Origin of the sequence: Qipengyuania gelatinilytica (genome assembly GCF_019711315.1) — a bacterium.
GTDB lineage: Bacteria > Pseudomonadota > Alphaproteobacteria > Sphingomonadales > Sphingomonadaceae > Qipengyuania > Qipengyuania gelatinilytica.
Map to the genome: position 1 here is coordinate 1,131,309 of NZ_CP081294.1, position 14,748 is coordinate 1,146,056.

Below are 14,748 nucleotides of genomic sequence, written 5' to 3' on the forward strand. Positions count from 1 at the left end.
GTTACTTGCGGGCCTTGGCGGCCGCTTCGCAGCTTCGCTCGGCAGCGATGCGCAGGGTAGTGTCGCCAAGATCGGACCATTCAAGTCCCGAGACGATGCAGCGCTGCCCGCGCTTCAGGCGCCTGCTTTCGATCAGTAGCGAGACATCTCCTTGATCCGAAATGCCGGCCAGCAGTGTGTTGCCATTGGCGTTGAGGGGGACGGACTGGCCCAGCTGCGCTCCACCTGCCTCGGCGGCCAGCGACAACGCACGCACATCGTCGAAACGTGAATTCCGCGAGGCGGAGACAGCTACGCTGACGCGTTTTCCCTCCACCGGTTCCGCCTCGATCAGGGTAAGAGTGCTGTCCTTATCGACTGGATCAAGCGGATAGTCGGACGCCTCGAATGGAACGCAGTCCTTCGACACGAGATCGATGTCTTCCATGCTGCCGATCAAGGGTGCGCCCGGCACCTGGGCCCATTCGACCACGAACCGACAGACCGGCACCACTTCCGGTAGCGCCAGCATGACATTGCCTTCTCTCGGGTAGGGACCGGGAGGCAGGTAGTAGAAAACGCCCTTCGAAGGTGTGATCGCATAGGCGAGAAGGCTGTCGGCATCGGCGCCGAAATAGGTCGCATCGCGATAGGCATTTTCGCTGTCGCCCGCTTCCTCGGCAGCGCGTTCCTGCGCAAGGTCGCGCAGGGCATCGTAGGGTGCCCGCGGATTGTCGATATCGGCCCCGCCCCCGGGAAGCTCCACGATTTCATATTCGTAGGGTTCAGATGCTGCCCCCGAGCAGGCCGACAGACCTGCCAGGAGGGCGATCACGGGGGAAACGGGGCGCATCACGATCAGAACGGAATGTCGTCGTCGAGATCGTCGTAGTTCGAGCCGCCGCCCTGGTTGTTGTTGCCACCCGACTGGCCGCCACCGAAGCCGCCGCCAGCCTGGCCGCCGCCATAGCCGCCACCGCCCTGGCCGCCGCCGAAGCCACCGCCCGAACCGCCACCAGAGCCGCCGCCCTGACCGCCACCGGGGCCGTCGAGCATGGTCAGCGTGCCGTTGAAGCCACGCAGCACGACTTCGGTCGAATAGCGGTCATTGCCCTGCTGGTCCTGCCACTTGCGCGTCTGGAGCTGGCCTTCGACGAAGACCTTCGATCCCTTGCGCAGGAAGCGTTCGACCACGTTGATCAGGCCTTCGGAAAAGATCGAGACAGTGTGCCACTCGGTCCGTTCCTGGCGTTCGCCGGTGTTGCGGTCCTTCCACTGCTCGCTCGTGGCGATACGCAGGTTGGCGACCTTGCCGCCATTGGGGAAGCTGCGGATTTCCGGGTCTGCGCCCAGGTTTCCGATCAGCATGACTTTGTTGAGGCTACCGGCCATCGATTCGTCCCTTCGTGAATTTGTTACAGGCGGGCCTAACGACCCGCGCGAGTCGGTTCTAGGGGCGCGTGCTCCGTTTCCACCGGAGCGGAGCTAAAGTCCGAGGCTCACCGCGATCCAGTAGGTCGCGCCCGCGGCGATCCATGCCAGCGCGAAGAGGTAGACCACCATCACGATGGGCCATTTCCACCCGTTTGTCTCGCGCCGGGCAACGGCAATGGTCGACAGGCACTGCGGGGCAAAGACGAACCACGCGAGGAAAGCCAGCGCCATGGGCAGCGTCCACAGGGCGGCAATCCTCTCGGTCACACCCTGTGCCGCGAGATCCTCGTCCTCTGCATTGATCGCATAGGTGGTCGCGAGCGCCGAAACCGCCACTTCGCGCGCGGCGATCGCGGGGACCAGCGCGAGGCTCATTTCGCGGTTGAAACCGACCGGCTCGAGGACCGGATGGATCGTGTCTGCGACTGCGCCGGCATAGCTGGCATCGAGCTGACTCTCGCCTTCGTCCGCCTTGGGGAAGCTAAGCAGGACCCAAAGCGCGATCGTCGCGACGAAGATGATGGTGCCCGCGCGGCGCAGGAAGACCCACGCGCGCTGCCAAAGGCCGATAGCGAGGTCCTTGATGCGCGGCAGCTGGTAGCGCGGCAGCTCCATGATGAAGCCCGACGCAGCGCCCTTGGTCACGGTGCGGCGAAGCACCAGCGCGACAATCATCGCGCCGACGATACCCGCCACGTACAGCGCGAAAAGCACCAGCCCCTGCAGGCCGACACCAGCACCGACGGTGGTTTCGGGAATGACTGCCGAAATGATGACGGCATAAACCGGCAGGCGCGCCGAACAGGTCATGAGCGGGGCGATCAGGATCGTGGTCAGCCGGTCCTTGGGATCGGCAATACTGCGCGTCGCCATGATGCCCGGAATGGCGCAGGCGAAGCTCGACAGCAGCGGGATGAAGCTTTTGCCCGACAGGCCGACGCCCGCCATCAGCCGGTCCATCAGGAATGCCGCACGCGCCATGTAGCCGCTTGCTTCCATCACGAGGATGAAGGCGAACAGGATCACGATCTGCGGCAGGAAGACGACGACCGAACCGACGCCTGCGAGCACGCCTTCGGTCAGGAAGTCCCGGAAAATACCGGGTGCCATCGTATCGGTCACTCCGGCAGAAAGGACGCCGACCCCACCTTCGAGCGCATCGGCAAAGGGTGTCGCCCAGGCGAAGACTGCCTGAAAAATCACGAAGAGCAGGCCGAACAGGATCACCGGACCGATCCACGGATTGAGCAGAATCCTGTCGACCCCGTTCTCGATCGTGTGGCGGGTCGATTTCGAGAGGATCGCGGCGCGCGCCATGTGCTTGGCCGACAGGCGACGTTCGGGCAGCGTCAGGTGCCAGCGCTTGTGCGCTTCCTCGTCGGCATGCGTCTCGGCCTCGGCCACCGCTGCCGCCAGTTCGGTGATCCCGCGCCGGCGTACGGCAACGGTCGGGATGACTGGAACGCCGAGCGCCTCGGACAGAGCTTCGGGATCGAGCGTCAGACCGTCGCGTTCGGCAAGATCGACCATGTTGAGCGCGACGATTGTTGGGCGGCCGAGCTCGAGCACTTCCTGCGCAAAAACGAGATGCTGTTCCAGGTTCGCAGCATCGAGCACGAGGATGAGGACGTCGGGGACGACCTCGCCCTCGAACGTGCCCTTCACCACGTCGCGCGTGACCGCTTCGTCCGGGCTGGCCGCATCGAAGCTGTAGGCGCCGGGCAGGTCGAGCAATTCGACCGGTTCACCGCTCGGCAGCGTCAGGCGGCCCGCTTTGCGCTCTACGGTGACGCCGGCATAATTGGCGATCTTCTGGCGCGCGCCGGTCAGCGCGTTGAACAGCGCGGACTTGCCCGAATTCGGATTTCCGACGAGCGCGACAGTGTGCTTCCTGCTCATGCGGCTTCCACCTCGATCGCCGCAGCGTGGGCGCGGCGGATGGCAATGGTCATGTTACCGATGCGCAGGGCGAGGGGATCGCGCGTTCCGAACACGCCGCGGTGGACGATGGCGACTTCCGCGCCTTCGTCGACGCCAAGGGCCTGAAGCCTCTTGCCCTCGTCTTCGGCAAGAATCGCCCAGTTTACGGATGTAATGCGCGCAGTGCGCCCGCTGTCGAAACCGTCCAGTGTCATGCCGCCCGCCCTGTCAGATCGGCAGGCTTATTGCAACTGGTTATCAATAGCGGTCAGCAGTCGGTTTCGAGCTTCGTCATCGCATCGGCAAAGGCGCGGCCAAGCACGACGTAATCTTCGCTGCGATAGTGCCATCCATCCTCGAGGAAGCCGAAGTGCCGCGTGGCGTCGACCAGCGCGGCACATTCATCTTGGGCGACGAATTCGGCCTGCTGCTGCTGCACGCGAGGCGAAAAGCGCATGACGCGTGAATCTTCGCTATCGCCCGAATCCTTGATGCGGCCGATTACCACCGGCAAGTCCGCATCCCCCAGCGCTCCGCGGAACAATCTCATGATCCGCCTAAGGTTCTGCGCGTAGTTGCTGGAAGCCTCCTCGCTGTCGAAAGCATCTGCCTCGCCCTGCATCCAGACGATCCCGGATGGTACGAGAGTGTCTTCGATACCGTCACCATCGATGTCACGCGCGGCGAGCGCGCTCTCGATGGATGAAAGCGCGTAGTCGAGTTGATTGCGCCTCGTCGCGTCGGCATATTCCGGGTCCCACGAACCATAGCCGGATACCCCGTCGACAAGCGCAGTACCTCCGCGCGTAAACTTGATTATCGCGACCCGCTCGCCGTCACGGGCTGCAGACATGCTGCCGGCAAACGTGAGTTCGGGCCCGAACCGGTCGGAATAAGAATTGGTTTTGCCATCCGTTTCGAAACCGAAGCCGTGACCCGGCTGCATGGGTGTCCAGAGACCCTCGCCGCCTCCTGCGCTGCCATCTTGCAATGTCCGCCCGTGAAAGATCAGGACGCCAGCGGCCTGTGCGGCCGCACCATCGGGCAGGTCTTCGGAGTATCCGAAGCCTTCCATGTTGGATTGGCCGTTGAGAAAATAGACCTTGTAGACGGAGCCGGTACCCGCCTCAGGCTCGGGTGAATACGCGCAGCCGGCAAGCAAAAGCGCCATTGCGGCGGCTGTGATATATCTCATGCCTCATCCCCTCACACCTGCTCTTTCGGCCGATGTGGAGCGGATTTGATCAGAGTGCTGGCGCTGCCGCAAGCGGTATACGTATACTAACGTGCCGGATAGCGCAGGCGGCCGAGGAAGCGCGTCACGCTGAAGCTCTCGCCTTCGGGATTGAGCCATTTGGCCTTCACCTTCTCGAACTTCATCACGCCCTCGATACGCCGGTCGAGGAAGGCTCGGGTCTCGGCCTTGCCCTCGCTGGTATCGTCGACGAACACGGCAAGCGTCGCACCGTAGATCGAGGCGAGGATCGCCCGCTTGGTATAGTGGTTGTAATCGGTCGCCGTGTCGCCGGCGAGCCGCCACATCAGGTCGGCGGTCTGCCAGCCGCGCCTGGCCGATTTCGCGGCATTCTGCGGCATGGCCATGATGGAGAGCGCACGGCGCAGCGCCTCTTCCTGTCCGGCAACCGCATCGAGGCGGAACTGCACGAGGCTGCGGATACGCTCGCGGATTTTCATCGAGGCGATCACGTCTTCGGGGAAGGCCGCGGCCATCGCCACATCGACAGCCTCGATCCAGGCGAAGACCATCTCGATCGCGCCGCCCTTGAAGGCGAGGCGCGCGACATCGACGTCGGCGCCCATCTGTTCGGCCGCCATGACCAGCGCCTCGTCGCCCCAGCCATCGAAGATCGCGGCATCGGCAATGGCAGGGGCCAGCGCGAGGCGCAGCTCGTCGAGCGTCAGGTCGGCGATATCGGGCGTTTCATTGGTCATTATTGCGGTCCGTATGTTTCGGCGGTCTTGTTGCCGGACTTCTCGCCCTTCTCGATGGCCTCGATGACACCGGCGCGTGCGCCAAGCAGCATTGCGTAATCGCGTGCCGAGCGACCCGAATTGTCAGTGCGGTCCGGATTGCCGCCATTGGCGATCAGCATTTCGACCAGCTTGAGGTCGCGGCGGTGCACTGCGCTTATCAGAGGGGTTTCACCGGTGGAATCGGATACGTCGACCTCGGCCCCGCGCTTGATCAGCTGTTCGACGCCTTCGATGAAGCCGAGCTGCGCGGCGATCTGGAGCGGGGTCGTGCCATTCTTGTCGGCGATATTGGGATTGGCACCGCGCTGCAGCAGGAAACGGACCCAGGTAAGGTCGCGGCGCTGGACGACTGCGTGGAGCGCCGTCTCCCCGGTGGTGATGTCACGAGCGTTGACGATCGTGTTGCCGGGCTCGTCGAGCAGCTGGGTCGCGATGTCGCCGTCACGGTCGCGCACGGCCTTGAGGAACTTGTATCCATCGGATTGTTGCTGGGCGGCCACCGGGCTTGCCAGCATGGCCAGCAGTCCTGCGACGATCATGAAACCCTGCTTAATCCCCAGTGCGCGCACCACTATTCACTCCGCTTGTCTTTTCCGCCGTAATCGGGCCTTGAGCCCTTGAATAGGCGCGGTTAGCAGACCATGAACCATCCTGTCATGCCCCGCGTTCAAACTCTCCTCCTTACCGCCCTTTTCCTCGCCTCGTGCTCGCAGGAACCGGCCGGTCCGCAGTTGATCCAGCCCGATGGCCCGCCGCCGCTGGAAGGCGCCAGCATCGGGGGCGATTTTACCCTGACAGGCGAAGACGGGGAGCCGGTGAGCTTCTCCGATTTCGACGGGCAGTACCGCACGATCTACTTCGGCTATGCCTTTTGCCCGGACATCTGCCCGACCGACAACCAGCGCGCGATGGCCGGCCTCAAGCGGTTCGAGGAAGATTTTCCCGAACTGGGCGCAAAGGTCCAGCCGCTCTTCGTCAGCGTCGATCCCGACCGCGATACGACCGAAGTGCTCGGCGAGTTCACCGATGCCTTCCACCCGCGCCTGATCGGCATGACGGGGGACCCGGAAACGCTGGAGGAAATCGCGGGCAAGTTCGGCGTCTTCTTCTCGGTCCCCGAAGACCGCGGCGACGGTGGATACCTCGTCGATCATTCCGGCCTCACGCTATTGTTCGGTCCCGACGGACAGCCGCTCGCCCCCCTTCCCACCGATCAAGGGCCCGACGCCGTTCGGGACGAGCTGGCGAAATGGGTGCGCTGAGGGAGCGATTCTGGGAACGGCCGCTGGCCGATCTCAACCAGTCCGAATGGGAAGCCTTGTGCGATGGCTGCGGGCGCTGCTGCCTGCACAAGGTCGAATATGAGGACACGGGCGAGATCGAGGAGACCAACGTCGCCTGCACCCTGCTCGACTGCCAGACCGCGAAGTGCAGCGACTACCCCAACCGCAAGGCCAAGGTGCCCGACTGCCTGCGCCTGACATTGAAGCTGGTCGACCGTGTACCCTGGCTGCCCGACACCTGCGCCTATCGCCGCCGCGCCGAAGATCGCCCGCTGCCGCGCTGGCACTACCTGGTTTCGGGTGATCGCGAGGCGGTGATCGCGGCGGGTGTCTCTGTGGCAGGCCGCGTGATCAGCGAGGACGAGGCGGGGCCGCTTGAGCACCACATCGTCGAATGGGACGATGGAGAGGACGACGCGGCATGATCGAGTGGCTGCGCGACCAGCATATCAAGCCGGAAATCGAGCTGGGCGGGCGCAAGATCCCGATCGAGTTGCGCCGGCATCCGACGGCCAAACGGCTCACCCTGCGCCTCGCGCCCGACGGCAGCGCAGTCAAGGTCACCCTGCCCCGCTGGTGCGCATCGAAGGAAGCGATCGCCTTCGCCCATGCCCGCGTCGACTGGCTCGCCTCCCAGCTCGCCAAGGTGCCCGAGGCCCGCGACCCGGTCGAGACGGGCAGGATCGACTACCGCGGCCGCACGCTTGCACTGGACTGGAGCGAAAGCGCCCCGCGCAAACCTGTGGCGCAGGGCGACGAGCTGAAGATCGGCGGTCCGCAGGAAACGCTCGCGCGCCGCCTCCAAAGATGGCTTGAGGCTGAAGCCCTCGACCTCTTCACCGGCGATGCCGCTTTCTATTGCGAGCGCGCCGGATTGCCGGCCGCGCCGGTGAGGCTCACCCGTGCAAAGCGCCGCTGGGGCAGCTGTTCGAGCGAGGGCATGCTGCGCCTCAACTGGCGGCTGGTGCAGGCCCCCGACCACGTGCGCCGCTCGGTCGTGGCGCACGAAGTGACCCACCTCGTCCATTTCGACCACTCGCCCGCCTTCCATGCACTGCTGGATGACATTTTCGAAGGCGAGATTGAGGATGCGAACCGCTGGCTTTCGCAGCATGGCCGCACCCTCTACACCAGCTTCAGCTAGCGGAAAGCCGCAAAGGCTATTATCTAACCATCATGCGCTTCAGGAACAGGATCAACCCGGTCGGCGGAATTGCCGACTTCTGGAATGAATTCAAACGACCCAACCCCTATCGTTGGCCGATCCTTGCCGCGTCTTTCCTGTGCACGGGCACGATCTTCTTCTGGCTGACGCAGGAGAATTATTACTACCCGCCCGAAGTGCCGAAAGTGACATATATCACTACCTTCGCCGATGGCCGGACCGACGAGGAAATCCGCCAGTCCAACATTGAGAACCAGCGCGTTCAGGACGAACTGCGCGCCCAGCAGGAGGCGATCGACGAGCGTCGCCGCGAATTCTACAAGTCGCTGGGCGCTGCAACCGGCTTCGACGTGGACTCGATGGAAGCCGAGGCCGAGGCCGAGCGCATCGCCGAAGAACGTGCCGAGCGCGAACGGCTGGAAAGCCTCTTCGGCGAGGACCAAACCCAGGCGGACAGCACAGTTGCCCCCGGCACGGAATGACGATCACTGGATGAGCGCTGCCGCGCGACTGGCGTCGCGAGGGCGGCCGGTATCGCGGCCCAATCCTGCGGTTGGCTGCATCCTCGTAAAAGACGAAGTGGTCGTCGGGCGCGGCTGGACCCTCGAAGGCGGTCGCCCGCATGCCGAGGCCGTTGCCTTGGAGCAGGCTGGCGACACCGCCTGCGGCGCGACGGCCTATGTGACGCTAGAACCTTGCGCACACCGTTCCGATCGCGGCCCTGCCTGCAGCGACCTGCTGGTCGAAGCAGGCGTGGCGCGGGTTGTCATCGGGCTGGAGGACCCCGACCCGCGCACGGCGGGCAGCGGCGCCGAACGATTGAAGTCCACAGGGATCGCGGTCGATGTGCTTGCATCGCAGGACGCCGAGGACAGCCTCGAGGGATACCTTACCCGCGCCCGTTGCGGTCGCCCGCATATCACGCTCAAACTGGCTCTTTCGCTCGACGGGCGTATCGCGATGGAGGACGGCAGCAGCCAGTGGATCACGGGCGAAGAAGCGCGCGCCCATGTCCATTCGCGCCGCGCGATGAGCGATGCGATCGTCGTGGGCGGTGCGACTTGGCGGCACGACAAGCCCCGTCTCGACGTTCGCCTCGAAGGGCTCGAACAGCGCAGCCCCGACCGCGTCCTGCTCACCCGCGGCGTCCCGCCCGACGGGGTGAAGGTCATCAACGACCCCGCACAGGTCGCCAGCTTCGAAGGCGTTCAATATCTTTATGTCGAAGGCGGTGCAGGCGCTGCGGCGAGTTTCCTTGCCGCCGATCTCGTCGACCGTCTCGAAATCTATCGCGCGCCGATCCTGATCGGGAAGGGAAAGCCCGCCCTGGGCGACATCGGGCTGACCAGCCTCGGCGATGCGCATGGGCGCTGGGCACTGGCCGAAAACCGCCAGCTTGGCAGCGACTTCTTCACCGCCTATCGCCGCACCAGGCAATAAGGGTTTTTCGAACACATGTTCACCGGCATCGTTACCGCAATCGGTCACATCGAAAGCGTGGAGACGCGCGGCGACACACGAGTGGTGGTCGCCTGCCCGTTCGATCCCGGTGCGATCGATATCGGCGCATCGATCGCCTGCTCGGGCATCTGCCTCACCGTCGTCACGCTGGAGGGCGAAAAGGGCGATGCGCGCATCGGCTTCGACGTGTCGGGCGAAACCATATCGCGCACCGTCCCGGGAATGTGGGAAGCAGGACGCAAGCTCAATCTCGAACCCGCCCTGCGCCTTGGCGACGAGCTCGGCGGGCACATGGTCACCGGCCATGTCGACACCGTCGGCGAAGTCGTCTCGCGCCGCGAGGAAGGCGGCTCGCTCCACTTCGCCATCCGTATCAGTCGCGCCTTCGCTGCCTATGTCGCGGAGAAAGGCTCGATCACGGTGGACGGCGTATCGCTGACGGTGAACGACGTGCGCGACCGCAGCGATGGCACATGCGACTTCGCGCTCAACATCATTCCGCACACTGGCGAAGTCACGACGCTCGGCGCGCTCAAGGAAGGTGATCGCGTCAATCTCGAGATCGATGTGCTGGCGCGCTATCTCAAGCGGATGCAGAGCCTGACCGCGCAGGCCGGCTAGCGGGACTGTCCCGGTAGCTAACCAAAGCGCCAGGCAGGGCTTGTTTCTACAGAGGAGATTCTCAAAGAATCAGATCTGCGGCAGACATGGTCAGATCGCCATTGATCTTTATGAACATGTCCGCTCCGCCGTCGCCGTCGATATCCGCGGCAAGGTAGGTGTCGCCCCCATTGCGGAAGAAACGCAATTCGCCCGCCGTTCCCGAGAAGTGTTCGGAGCCGATGAAAGTGAAGGCGTCATTGCTGGCCGTGCCGGCAATGGCATCAATTCCTGAAAGATCGATCTGATCGTTCTCAGCCTGGCTGAAATCGGCGATGACATCCGCGTTGGAGAAATACCGGCCTGTGTGCCCGACGTTGTCGAAAACAAAAATGTCCGACCCGCTCCCACCAATCAGCTGGTCCACGCCCCAATTTCCTATCAGAACATCATCGCCTGCGCCGCCGTTCAAATAGTCATTGCCCTTGCCGCCATTGAGACGATCATCTCCAGCATCACCGAACAGGCGGTCATTTCCATTCTCACCTAGCAAGCCATCAGACATCTCGCCGCCGCGCAGAATGTCCCATCCGTTGCCTCCGAAAAGCCAGTCTTTGCCGTCACCTCCCTCAAGGATATCGCTCCCACTCCCGCCTCGGATTTGATCGTTCCCGGCATCGCCGAAAATCTGATCAACGACCGTGCTACCGATCAGAGTGTCGGCGAATGTCGAACCGCGGATTCCTTCGATCGAAATCAACGTATCGAAACCTGCGCCGAGCGTATCCTGTGCGCTTCCCTGAATTTCCAACGAGACCTGCACTCCGGTTCCGGAAGCGGCGTAGGACACAAGGTCGAAGCCTGTGCCACCATCGATAGAGTCGTTGTCCGCTCCACCATCGAGCACATCATCGCCTTCGCCGCCGTCCAGAAAATCGGACCCTTCGCCGCCAAGCAGACTATCATTTCCAGCTTCCCCGCGAAGATGGTCGTCGCCCTCACCGCCCGAGAGCACATCCAAGCCGAGCCCCCCATAAACAACATCGTTGCCGGCAAATGAGTGGACATGATCGTCCCCGTCACCTGCAGCAATCAGATCATCTGCCCTGTCGGTATAAATATACTCGCTGTCCGATCCGCCCGAGTACTGGCCGGTTAGGTCGTCGAAGGCGACATCGCTGAAATAGGGCATGCTGGCTTCAACCAGGAGGCTGGCGAAATCGAAGTCGTAGTGAAGGATGTCGCGAAACATGTCCTCAGGGCTGATACCGTTCTGCGCTGCCACAAGGTCGGGATCGACCAGGAACACATTGTCGAAGGCATCTGCGACACTTCTTTGAGCGGCGATCACCGTCATCCAGTCATCGGCAGTGTCCGACTGTATCTCCAACACCGGTGCGTGGGTAGACAAGGTGACGATGACAATGGGAATCGGCCCTGCGATATCGATGATCCGCTCGATAAAAGCGGTCAGATTTGCTTCGTAAGCCGCCGCAGAATCGGGGTCAGTCCGATCTCTTTCTCCGTGCACCCAGATAAGGCCGGTCATACCGTCGGCCGATTGATCGATTGCCGTCATCAGCAATTCGAACAATTCGCCTGTGCTCGGATCCCCGTCTTCGATTGGATACCAGTCCCGCGCCAATGGGTCAGGAGCAAGACTGGTCCCTCCCTGCCATACCTCGTCGAACTCGGAGACGTTCTGGCTCAGGAACTGAAAAAGGGGAGACCGATATAAAGAGCCAACGTTACTCTGGCCTGCAACGAACAGCGTCATGCCAACTTGCCCCTAAGTCTTCCTGTAATTCAGTGCGGTCGCCTGACTGGTACAGAACGAAAAGAGAAATGCAATTTCGGATGCGTCTGAATTCGATACAATTGCAAAGAAAAGAGAGACCTGCGCCCAGCCCGTGTTCCAAGAGTTCCAGCCTGTAGTCCGGTACAGCGGCAGTCCAGCATTCGCCCTGCTTCAGGAAAGCGGTCCGGCCTCAAAGGCCTCGCGGGTGATCTCATAGACGAGGTGGACCACGCGCTTGCCTTGGTAGCGCTCCAGCTCGTACCGCTCGGTCCGCACCGCGCCGATGGCTTCCAGCGCATTGCGCGAGCGGTAGTTGGTGTCGCCGACGCGGAACTCGACCGTGCCGACTTCCTTGAATGCGTGGGCGAGCATGGCGCGCTTCATCTCGGGATTGAGGCCCTTGCCCCAGCAGGTGGGCATGAGGAAGGTCCAGCCGATCTCGACGAAACCGCCTTCGTCCTCCTCGACCGGGCCGTAACGGGTAGAGCCCACGATACGCTCGTCGCTCTTGCGGACGACTGCAAGCGCGCCGCCAGCCGCCAGTCCTTCGTCGAAGAAGGCATCGAACACCTCGCGGCGCCAGCGGTCGTGGATCGGGTGCTGTTCCCAGACGGCGGGATCGGAGGCGACCTCGTATAGCGCCTCGCGATCCTCTTCGCTCAAGGGGCGCAGGACAAGCCGCTCGGTTTCCAGCGTCGGTTGCCGGTCGAGCGCCATGCCGTCTCAGCCCTTGGTCACATCGCTCAGCGCGGCGATAAACTTTTCGGTATTGCCGCCATGAAGCCCCGCCACGTTGATGCGGCCCGAACCGGCCATGTAGATGGCATGGTCCTCGCGCAGCGAAGCGATCTGGTCCTTGCTGAGCGGGAGCATGGCGAACAGGCCGTTCTGGTCGGCCAGCGCGGCAAGCCCGAGGCCCGGCGCTTCGTTGTCGGCAGCAGCAAGCCGCGCGCGCACGCGGCGCATGCGGGTGCGCATCTCGTCGAGCTCTTCCAGCCAGACGCGGGTCATGCCCTCGTCCTCGAGCAGGATGCGTACGGAAGCACCGCCGTGATCGGGCGGCATCGACCAGTTCGCGCGGGCCAGCGCATTGGCGTTGGAAGCGATGGCGGAAACCTGATCGGCCTCGCGGGCGATCATGTAGAAGGCGCCCACTCGGTCACGGTAGAGGCCGAAATTCTTGTCGCAGCTATAGGCGACCAGCGCCTCTGGCACCTTGGCGAGCACGGTGCGGACGCCCTCGACATCCTCTTCCATGCCCTGCCCCAGGCCCTGGTAAGCAATGTCGAGGATCGGCAGCACGCCGGTTTCCGCAAACGCCTCGGCAATCGCGGTCCATTCCTCTGCCGTGTAGTCGATGCCGGTCGGGTTGTGGCAGCAGCCATGCAGCAGCACCGCGTCGGCATCGCCGGCGCCACGGATCGCGCCGAGGACGGCATCGATATCGGCAGTGCCATCGGCTTTGGCATGATCGAAAGCGACCGTTTCAACGCCGACATCCTCGAGGATCTGCGCGTGGTTGGGCCAGCTGGGCATGCCGAGGTGGATGCGCTTCACACCGGCCTTCGCCGCGAGCGAGACCGCAAGACGCACCGCTCCGGTGCCGCCGGGGGTCTGCATCCCTTCGACGCGATCGCCGAGGGTGCTGTCCTTGCCGAAGATATACGGCATCAGCGCCTTCACGAAGCCGCTGTCGCCTTCCGGGCCGAGATAGCTCTTGGAATCCTGCGTATCGAGAAGCCGCTGCTCGGCCTGCTTGATCGCGCGGAAAACCGGGGTGCCGCCTTCGTTTGTGCGATAAACGCCAACGCCAAGGTCGATCTTGTCCTCACGCGGGTCGGCCGCATGCATCTTGATCAGGGCGAGAAGGGCGTCGGGTGCTTGCGCAGAAAGTTTGTCGAGCATGGCTGCGCTCTTTGCGCAGATATGGCTGGGGCCGCAACCTCAAACGAGATTGCGGCCCCTCAAATACGGCTTGTTTTCGTATGCCTTCTCAGAAGGGCAGCCACTTCTGCTTCTTGGAGAACTTCATGTAACCTGCGTTGACGCCCAGCCGAAGGCCGGCGCCCACGCGGATCGGGATCAGGACGATATCGCCCTTGCGTACATAGCTCGCATTGAGGCCGCCGACCGCATAGGCCTGGCCCTCTGCTGCCGGGAAGCGCGAGTAGAGTTCTTCAGTGTCATAGAGGTTGTAGACGAGCACGAAGGTGCTGCCGGCATTGGCGCCCGCGTCGAACCCGATCGATGGTCCGGTCCAGTAGACCGGACGCTCGCCCTCGACCTTGTGATAGAGCGTGCCCGACCCATAACGCGCGCCGACGACGAAGGCACCGCCCGCCTCGCGGCCGACGATATAGCCGTTGGGCTCACCCTGGTCGGCAAGCAGCTTGCGGATCATCTTGGCGACGCCTTCCGCACCCTTTCCGAACACACCCTCGGCCGCACCGATCAGGTCGTCTTCGCGGTAGGTGGTGTCGGGGTTTTCGACCTGCGGTCCGGAAACGGCATCGGAAGCAGCCGCCTCGGCGTCCTGTTCGGACCATTGGGGCGCTGCAGCTTCTTCCGCAGGTGCTTCATAGGTAAAGCCCGGTTCAGCGGTTGTGGCATCGTCCGGCGTGACCGCCGGCAATTCGCCTTCCGCCGATTCGAGATCGCCGTCGATAGGCGCGTCGTAGGCCGCGTCCGGATCGACCGATTCGACCTGCGCAGCGAGCGGCGCTGCTGCAAGCGAGAAGGCGGCCAATAAGGCGGCGGCAAATGTCCTGGCGGTATTCATATCGATCCCTTCGTGGAGCCTTGCGCAATCCGCGCAAACAGCTGCGCAATGAGCAGAATCCCATTCGAGCAGCCTCGCAATGAAACGGCGATGAACCGAATCCAATTTACGCCGAGCCGAGTCCGGTCCCGCCTTGCAGCGGCTCGTTCGCGTCACGGGCAATTCTTCCCTTGTAGGGCCGTGAAGTGCTGGCTATAGCGCGCCCCTCGCAGCCGATAGGCACGCGCGCGGAGACGTGGGTGAGTGGCTGAAACCAGCTCCCTGCTAAGGAGCCATACCTGGTAACGGGTATCGAGGGTTCGAATCCCTCCGTCTCCGCCACCTCCTTCTTGCA

The 14,748-nt window shown here is 63.2% G+C and carries 17 protein-coding genes and 1 tRNA gene; 7 read left to right on the forward strand and 11 right to left on the reverse strand.

What is annotated here, in order from left to right; translation table 11 throughout:
- Position 1: 1 nt before the first annotated feature.
- The 7 genes from K3136_RS05615 to K3136_RS05645 form a co-directional block, all read right to left on the reverse strand.
- Positions 2-814, reverse strand: coding sequence for a hypothetical protein (locus tag K3136_RS05615; protein ID WP_221431893.1), 813 nt, complete (start codon positions 812-814; stop codon positions 2-4).
- A gap of 23 nt (positions 815-837) precedes the next feature.
- Positions 838-1,371 carry a single-stranded DNA-binding protein gene (ssb, locus tag K3136_RS05620; RefSeq protein ID WP_221431894.1) on the reverse strand — a complete coding sequence of 178 codons (534 nt, stop codon included), beginning with the start codon at positions 1,369-1,371 and terminating at the stop codon, positions 838-840.
- A 93-nt stretch (positions 1,372-1,464) separates the two neighbouring features.
- Positions 1,465-3,312 carry a ferrous iron transporter B gene (gene feoB, locus K3136_RS05625; RefSeq protein ID WP_221431895.1) on the reverse strand — a complete coding sequence of 616 codons (1,848 nt, stop codon included), beginning with the start codon at positions 3,310-3,312 and terminating at the stop codon, positions 1,465-1,467.
- Entirely contained in the window at positions 3,309-3,548 is a 240-nt protein-coding gene (locus K3136_RS05630) for a FeoA family protein (protein WP_221431896.1), read from the reverse strand. Before K3136_RS05630 ends, feoB begins: the two co-directional genes overlap by 4 nt.
- 53 nt (positions 3,549-3,601) lie before the next feature.
- Positions 3,602-4,528, reverse strand: a complete 927-nt coding sequence (locus K3136_RS05635) for a sialate O-acetylesterase (RefSeq protein ID WP_221431897.1) — start codon at positions 4,526-4,528, stop codon at positions 3,602-3,604.
- Positions 4,529-4,614: 86 nt separating this feature from the next.
- Positions 4,615-5,286, reverse strand: a complete 672-nt coding sequence (locus K3136_RS05640; protein WP_221431898.1) for a COQ9 family protein — start codon at positions 5,284-5,286, stop codon at positions 4,615-4,617.
- Entirely contained in the window at positions 5,286-5,867 is a 582-nt protein-coding gene (locus K3136_RS05645) for an ankyrin repeat domain-containing protein (protein WP_221431899.1), read from the reverse strand. The genes K3136_RS05640 and K3136_RS05645 overlap by 1 nt, the downstream gene beginning before the upstream one ends.
- A 102-nt stretch (positions 5,868-5,969) precedes the next feature.
- Here K3136_RS05645 and K3136_RS05650 point away from each other — a divergent pair, with 102 nt between their 5' ends.
- The 6 genes from K3136_RS05650 to K3136_RS05675 are packed head-to-tail and all read left to right on the forward strand — an operon-like array spanning position 5,970 to position 9,858.
- Complete coding sequence (locus tag K3136_RS05650) at positions 5,970-6,590, forward strand: SCO family protein (protein WP_247711445.1); 621 nt, start codon at positions 5,970-5,972, stop codon at positions 6,588-6,590.
- Positions 6,578-7,036, forward strand: a complete 459-nt coding sequence (locus tag K3136_RS05655; protein ID WP_221431900.1) for a YcgN family cysteine cluster protein — start codon at positions 6,578-6,580, stop codon at positions 7,034-7,036. Before K3136_RS05650 ends, K3136_RS05655 begins: the two co-directional genes overlap by 13 nt.
- The gene (locus K3136_RS05660; RefSeq protein WP_221431901.1) at positions 7,033-7,755 is read left to right on the forward strand and encodes a M48 family metallopeptidase; all 723 of its coding nucleotides are present in this window, start codon (positions 7,033-7,035) and stop codon (positions 7,753-7,755) included. Before K3136_RS05655 ends, K3136_RS05660 begins: the two co-directional genes overlap by 4 nt.
- A 32-nt stretch (positions 7,756-7,787) precedes the next feature.
- Positions 7,788-8,258, forward strand: a complete 471-nt coding sequence (locus tag K3136_RS05665; RefSeq protein WP_221431902.1) for a hypothetical protein — start codon at positions 7,788-7,790, stop codon at positions 8,256-8,258.
- A 10-nt stretch (positions 8,259-8,268) separates the two neighbouring features.
- Positions 8,269-9,216 carry a bifunctional diaminohydroxyphosphoribosylaminopyrimidine deaminase/5-amino-6-(5-phosphoribosylamino)uracil reductase RibD gene (gene ribD / locus K3136_RS05670; RefSeq protein WP_221431903.1) on the forward strand — a complete coding sequence of 316 codons (948 nt, stop codon included), beginning with the start codon at positions 8,269-8,271 and terminating at the stop codon, positions 9,214-9,216.
- A gap of 15 nt (positions 9,217-9,231) precedes the next feature.
- The gene (locus tag K3136_RS05675) at positions 9,232-9,858 is read left to right on the forward strand and encodes a riboflavin synthase (protein ID WP_221431904.1); all 627 of its coding nucleotides are present in this window, start codon (positions 9,232-9,234) and stop codon (positions 9,856-9,858) included.
- A gap of 61 nt (positions 9,859-9,919) precedes the next feature.
- Here the strand turns inward: K3136_RS05675 and K3136_RS05680 are convergent, their stop codons facing one another.
- From K3136_RS05680 to K3136_RS05695, 4 genes are all read right to left on the reverse strand, one after another.
- On the reverse strand, positions 9,920-11,614 hold the full coding sequence (locus tag K3136_RS05680) for a sialate O-acetylesterase (protein ID WP_221431905.1): 1,695 nt from the start codon (positions 11,612-11,614) through the stop codon (positions 9,920-9,922).
- Positions 11,615-11,806: 192 nt separating this feature from the next.
- On the reverse strand, positions 11,807-12,352 hold the full coding sequence (locus K3136_RS05685; protein ID WP_221431906.1) for a GNAT family N-acetyltransferase: 546 nt from the start codon (positions 12,350-12,352) through the stop codon (positions 11,807-11,809).
- A 6-nt stretch (positions 12,353-12,358) separates the two neighbouring features.
- Positions 12,359-13,540, reverse strand: coding sequence for an amino acid aminotransferase (locus K3136_RS05690; protein ID WP_221431907.1), 1,182 nt, complete (start codon positions 13,538-13,540; stop codon positions 12,359-12,361).
- An 88-nt stretch (positions 13,541-13,628) separates the two neighbouring features.
- On the reverse strand, positions 13,629-14,414 hold the full coding sequence (locus K3136_RS05695) for a DUF1134 domain-containing protein (RefSeq protein WP_221431908.1): 786 nt from the start codon (positions 14,412-14,414) through the stop codon (positions 13,629-13,631).
- Positions 14,415-14,643: 229 nt separating this feature from the next.
- Here K3136_RS05695 and K3136_RS05700 point away from each other — a divergent pair.
- Positions 14,644-14,735: transfer RNA gene (locus tag K3136_RS05700), tRNA-Ser, on the forward strand.
- Positions 14,736-14,748 lie beyond the last annotated feature (13 nt).

What these genes read in the sequence shown, in the direction of transcription:
- ssb (WP_221431894.1), bottom strand. Translation starts at nt 1,371, where the DNA reads ATGGCCGGTAGCCTCAACAAAGTCATGCTGATCGGAAACCTGGGCGCA.
- feoB (WP_221431895.1), bottom strand. Translation starts at nt 3,312, where the DNA reads ATGAGCAGGAAGCACACTGTCGCGCTCGTCGGAAATCCGAATTCGGGC.
- K3136_RS05630 (WP_221431896.1), bottom strand. Translation starts at nt 3,548, where the DNA reads ATGACACTGGACGGTTTCGACAGCGGGCGCACTGCGCGCATTACATCC.
- K3136_RS05635 (WP_221431897.1), bottom strand. Translation starts at nt 4,528, where the DNA reads ATGAGATATATCACAGCCGCCGCAATGGCGCTTTTGCTTGCCGGCTGC.
- K3136_RS05640 (WP_221431898.1), bottom strand. Translation starts at nt 5,286, where the DNA reads ATGACCAATGAAACGCCCGATATCGCCGACCTGACGCTCGACGAGCTG.
- K3136_RS05645 (WP_221431899.1), bottom strand. Translation starts at nt 5,867, where the DNA reads ATGATCGTCGCAGGACTGCTGGCCATGCTGGCAAGCCCGGTGGCCGCC.
- K3136_RS05650 (WP_247711445.1), top strand. Translation starts at nt 5,970, where the DNA reads ATGAACCATCCTGTCATGCCCCGCGTTCAAACTCTCCTCCTTACCGCC.
- K3136_RS05655 (WP_221431900.1), top strand. Translation starts at nt 6,578, where the DNA reads ATGGGTGCGCTGAGGGAGCGATTCTGGGAACGGCCGCTGGCCGATCTC.
- K3136_RS05660 (WP_221431901.1), top strand. Translation starts at nt 7,033, where the DNA reads ATGATCGAGTGGCTGCGCGACCAGCATATCAAGCCGGAAATCGAGCTG.
- K3136_RS05665 (WP_221431902.1), top strand. Translation starts at nt 7,788, where the DNA reads ATGCGCTTCAGGAACAGGATCAACCCGGTCGGCGGAATTGCCGACTTC.
- ribD (WP_221431903.1), top strand. Translation starts at nt 8,269, where the DNA reads ATGAGCGCTGCCGCGCGACTGGCGTCGCGAGGGCGGCCGGTATCGCGG.
- K3136_RS05675 (WP_221431904.1), top strand. Translation starts at nt 9,232, where the DNA reads ATGTTCACCGGCATCGTTACCGCAATCGGTCACATCGAAAGCGTGGAG.
- K3136_RS05680 (WP_221431905.1), bottom strand. Translation starts at nt 11,614, where the DNA reads ATGACGCTGTTCGTTGCAGGCCAGAGTAACGTTGGCTCTTTATATCGG.
- K3136_RS05685 (WP_221431906.1), bottom strand. Translation starts at nt 12,352, where the DNA reads ATGGCGCTCGACCGGCAACCGACGCTGGAAACCGAGCGGCTTGTCCTG.
- K3136_RS05690 (WP_221431907.1), bottom strand. Translation starts at nt 13,540, where the DNA reads ATGCTCGACAAACTTTCTGCGCAAGCACCCGACGCCCTTCTCGCCCTG.
- K3136_RS05695 (WP_221431908.1), bottom strand. Translation starts at nt 14,414, where the DNA reads ATGAATACCGCCAGGACATTTGCCGCCGCCTTATTGGCCGCCTTCTCG.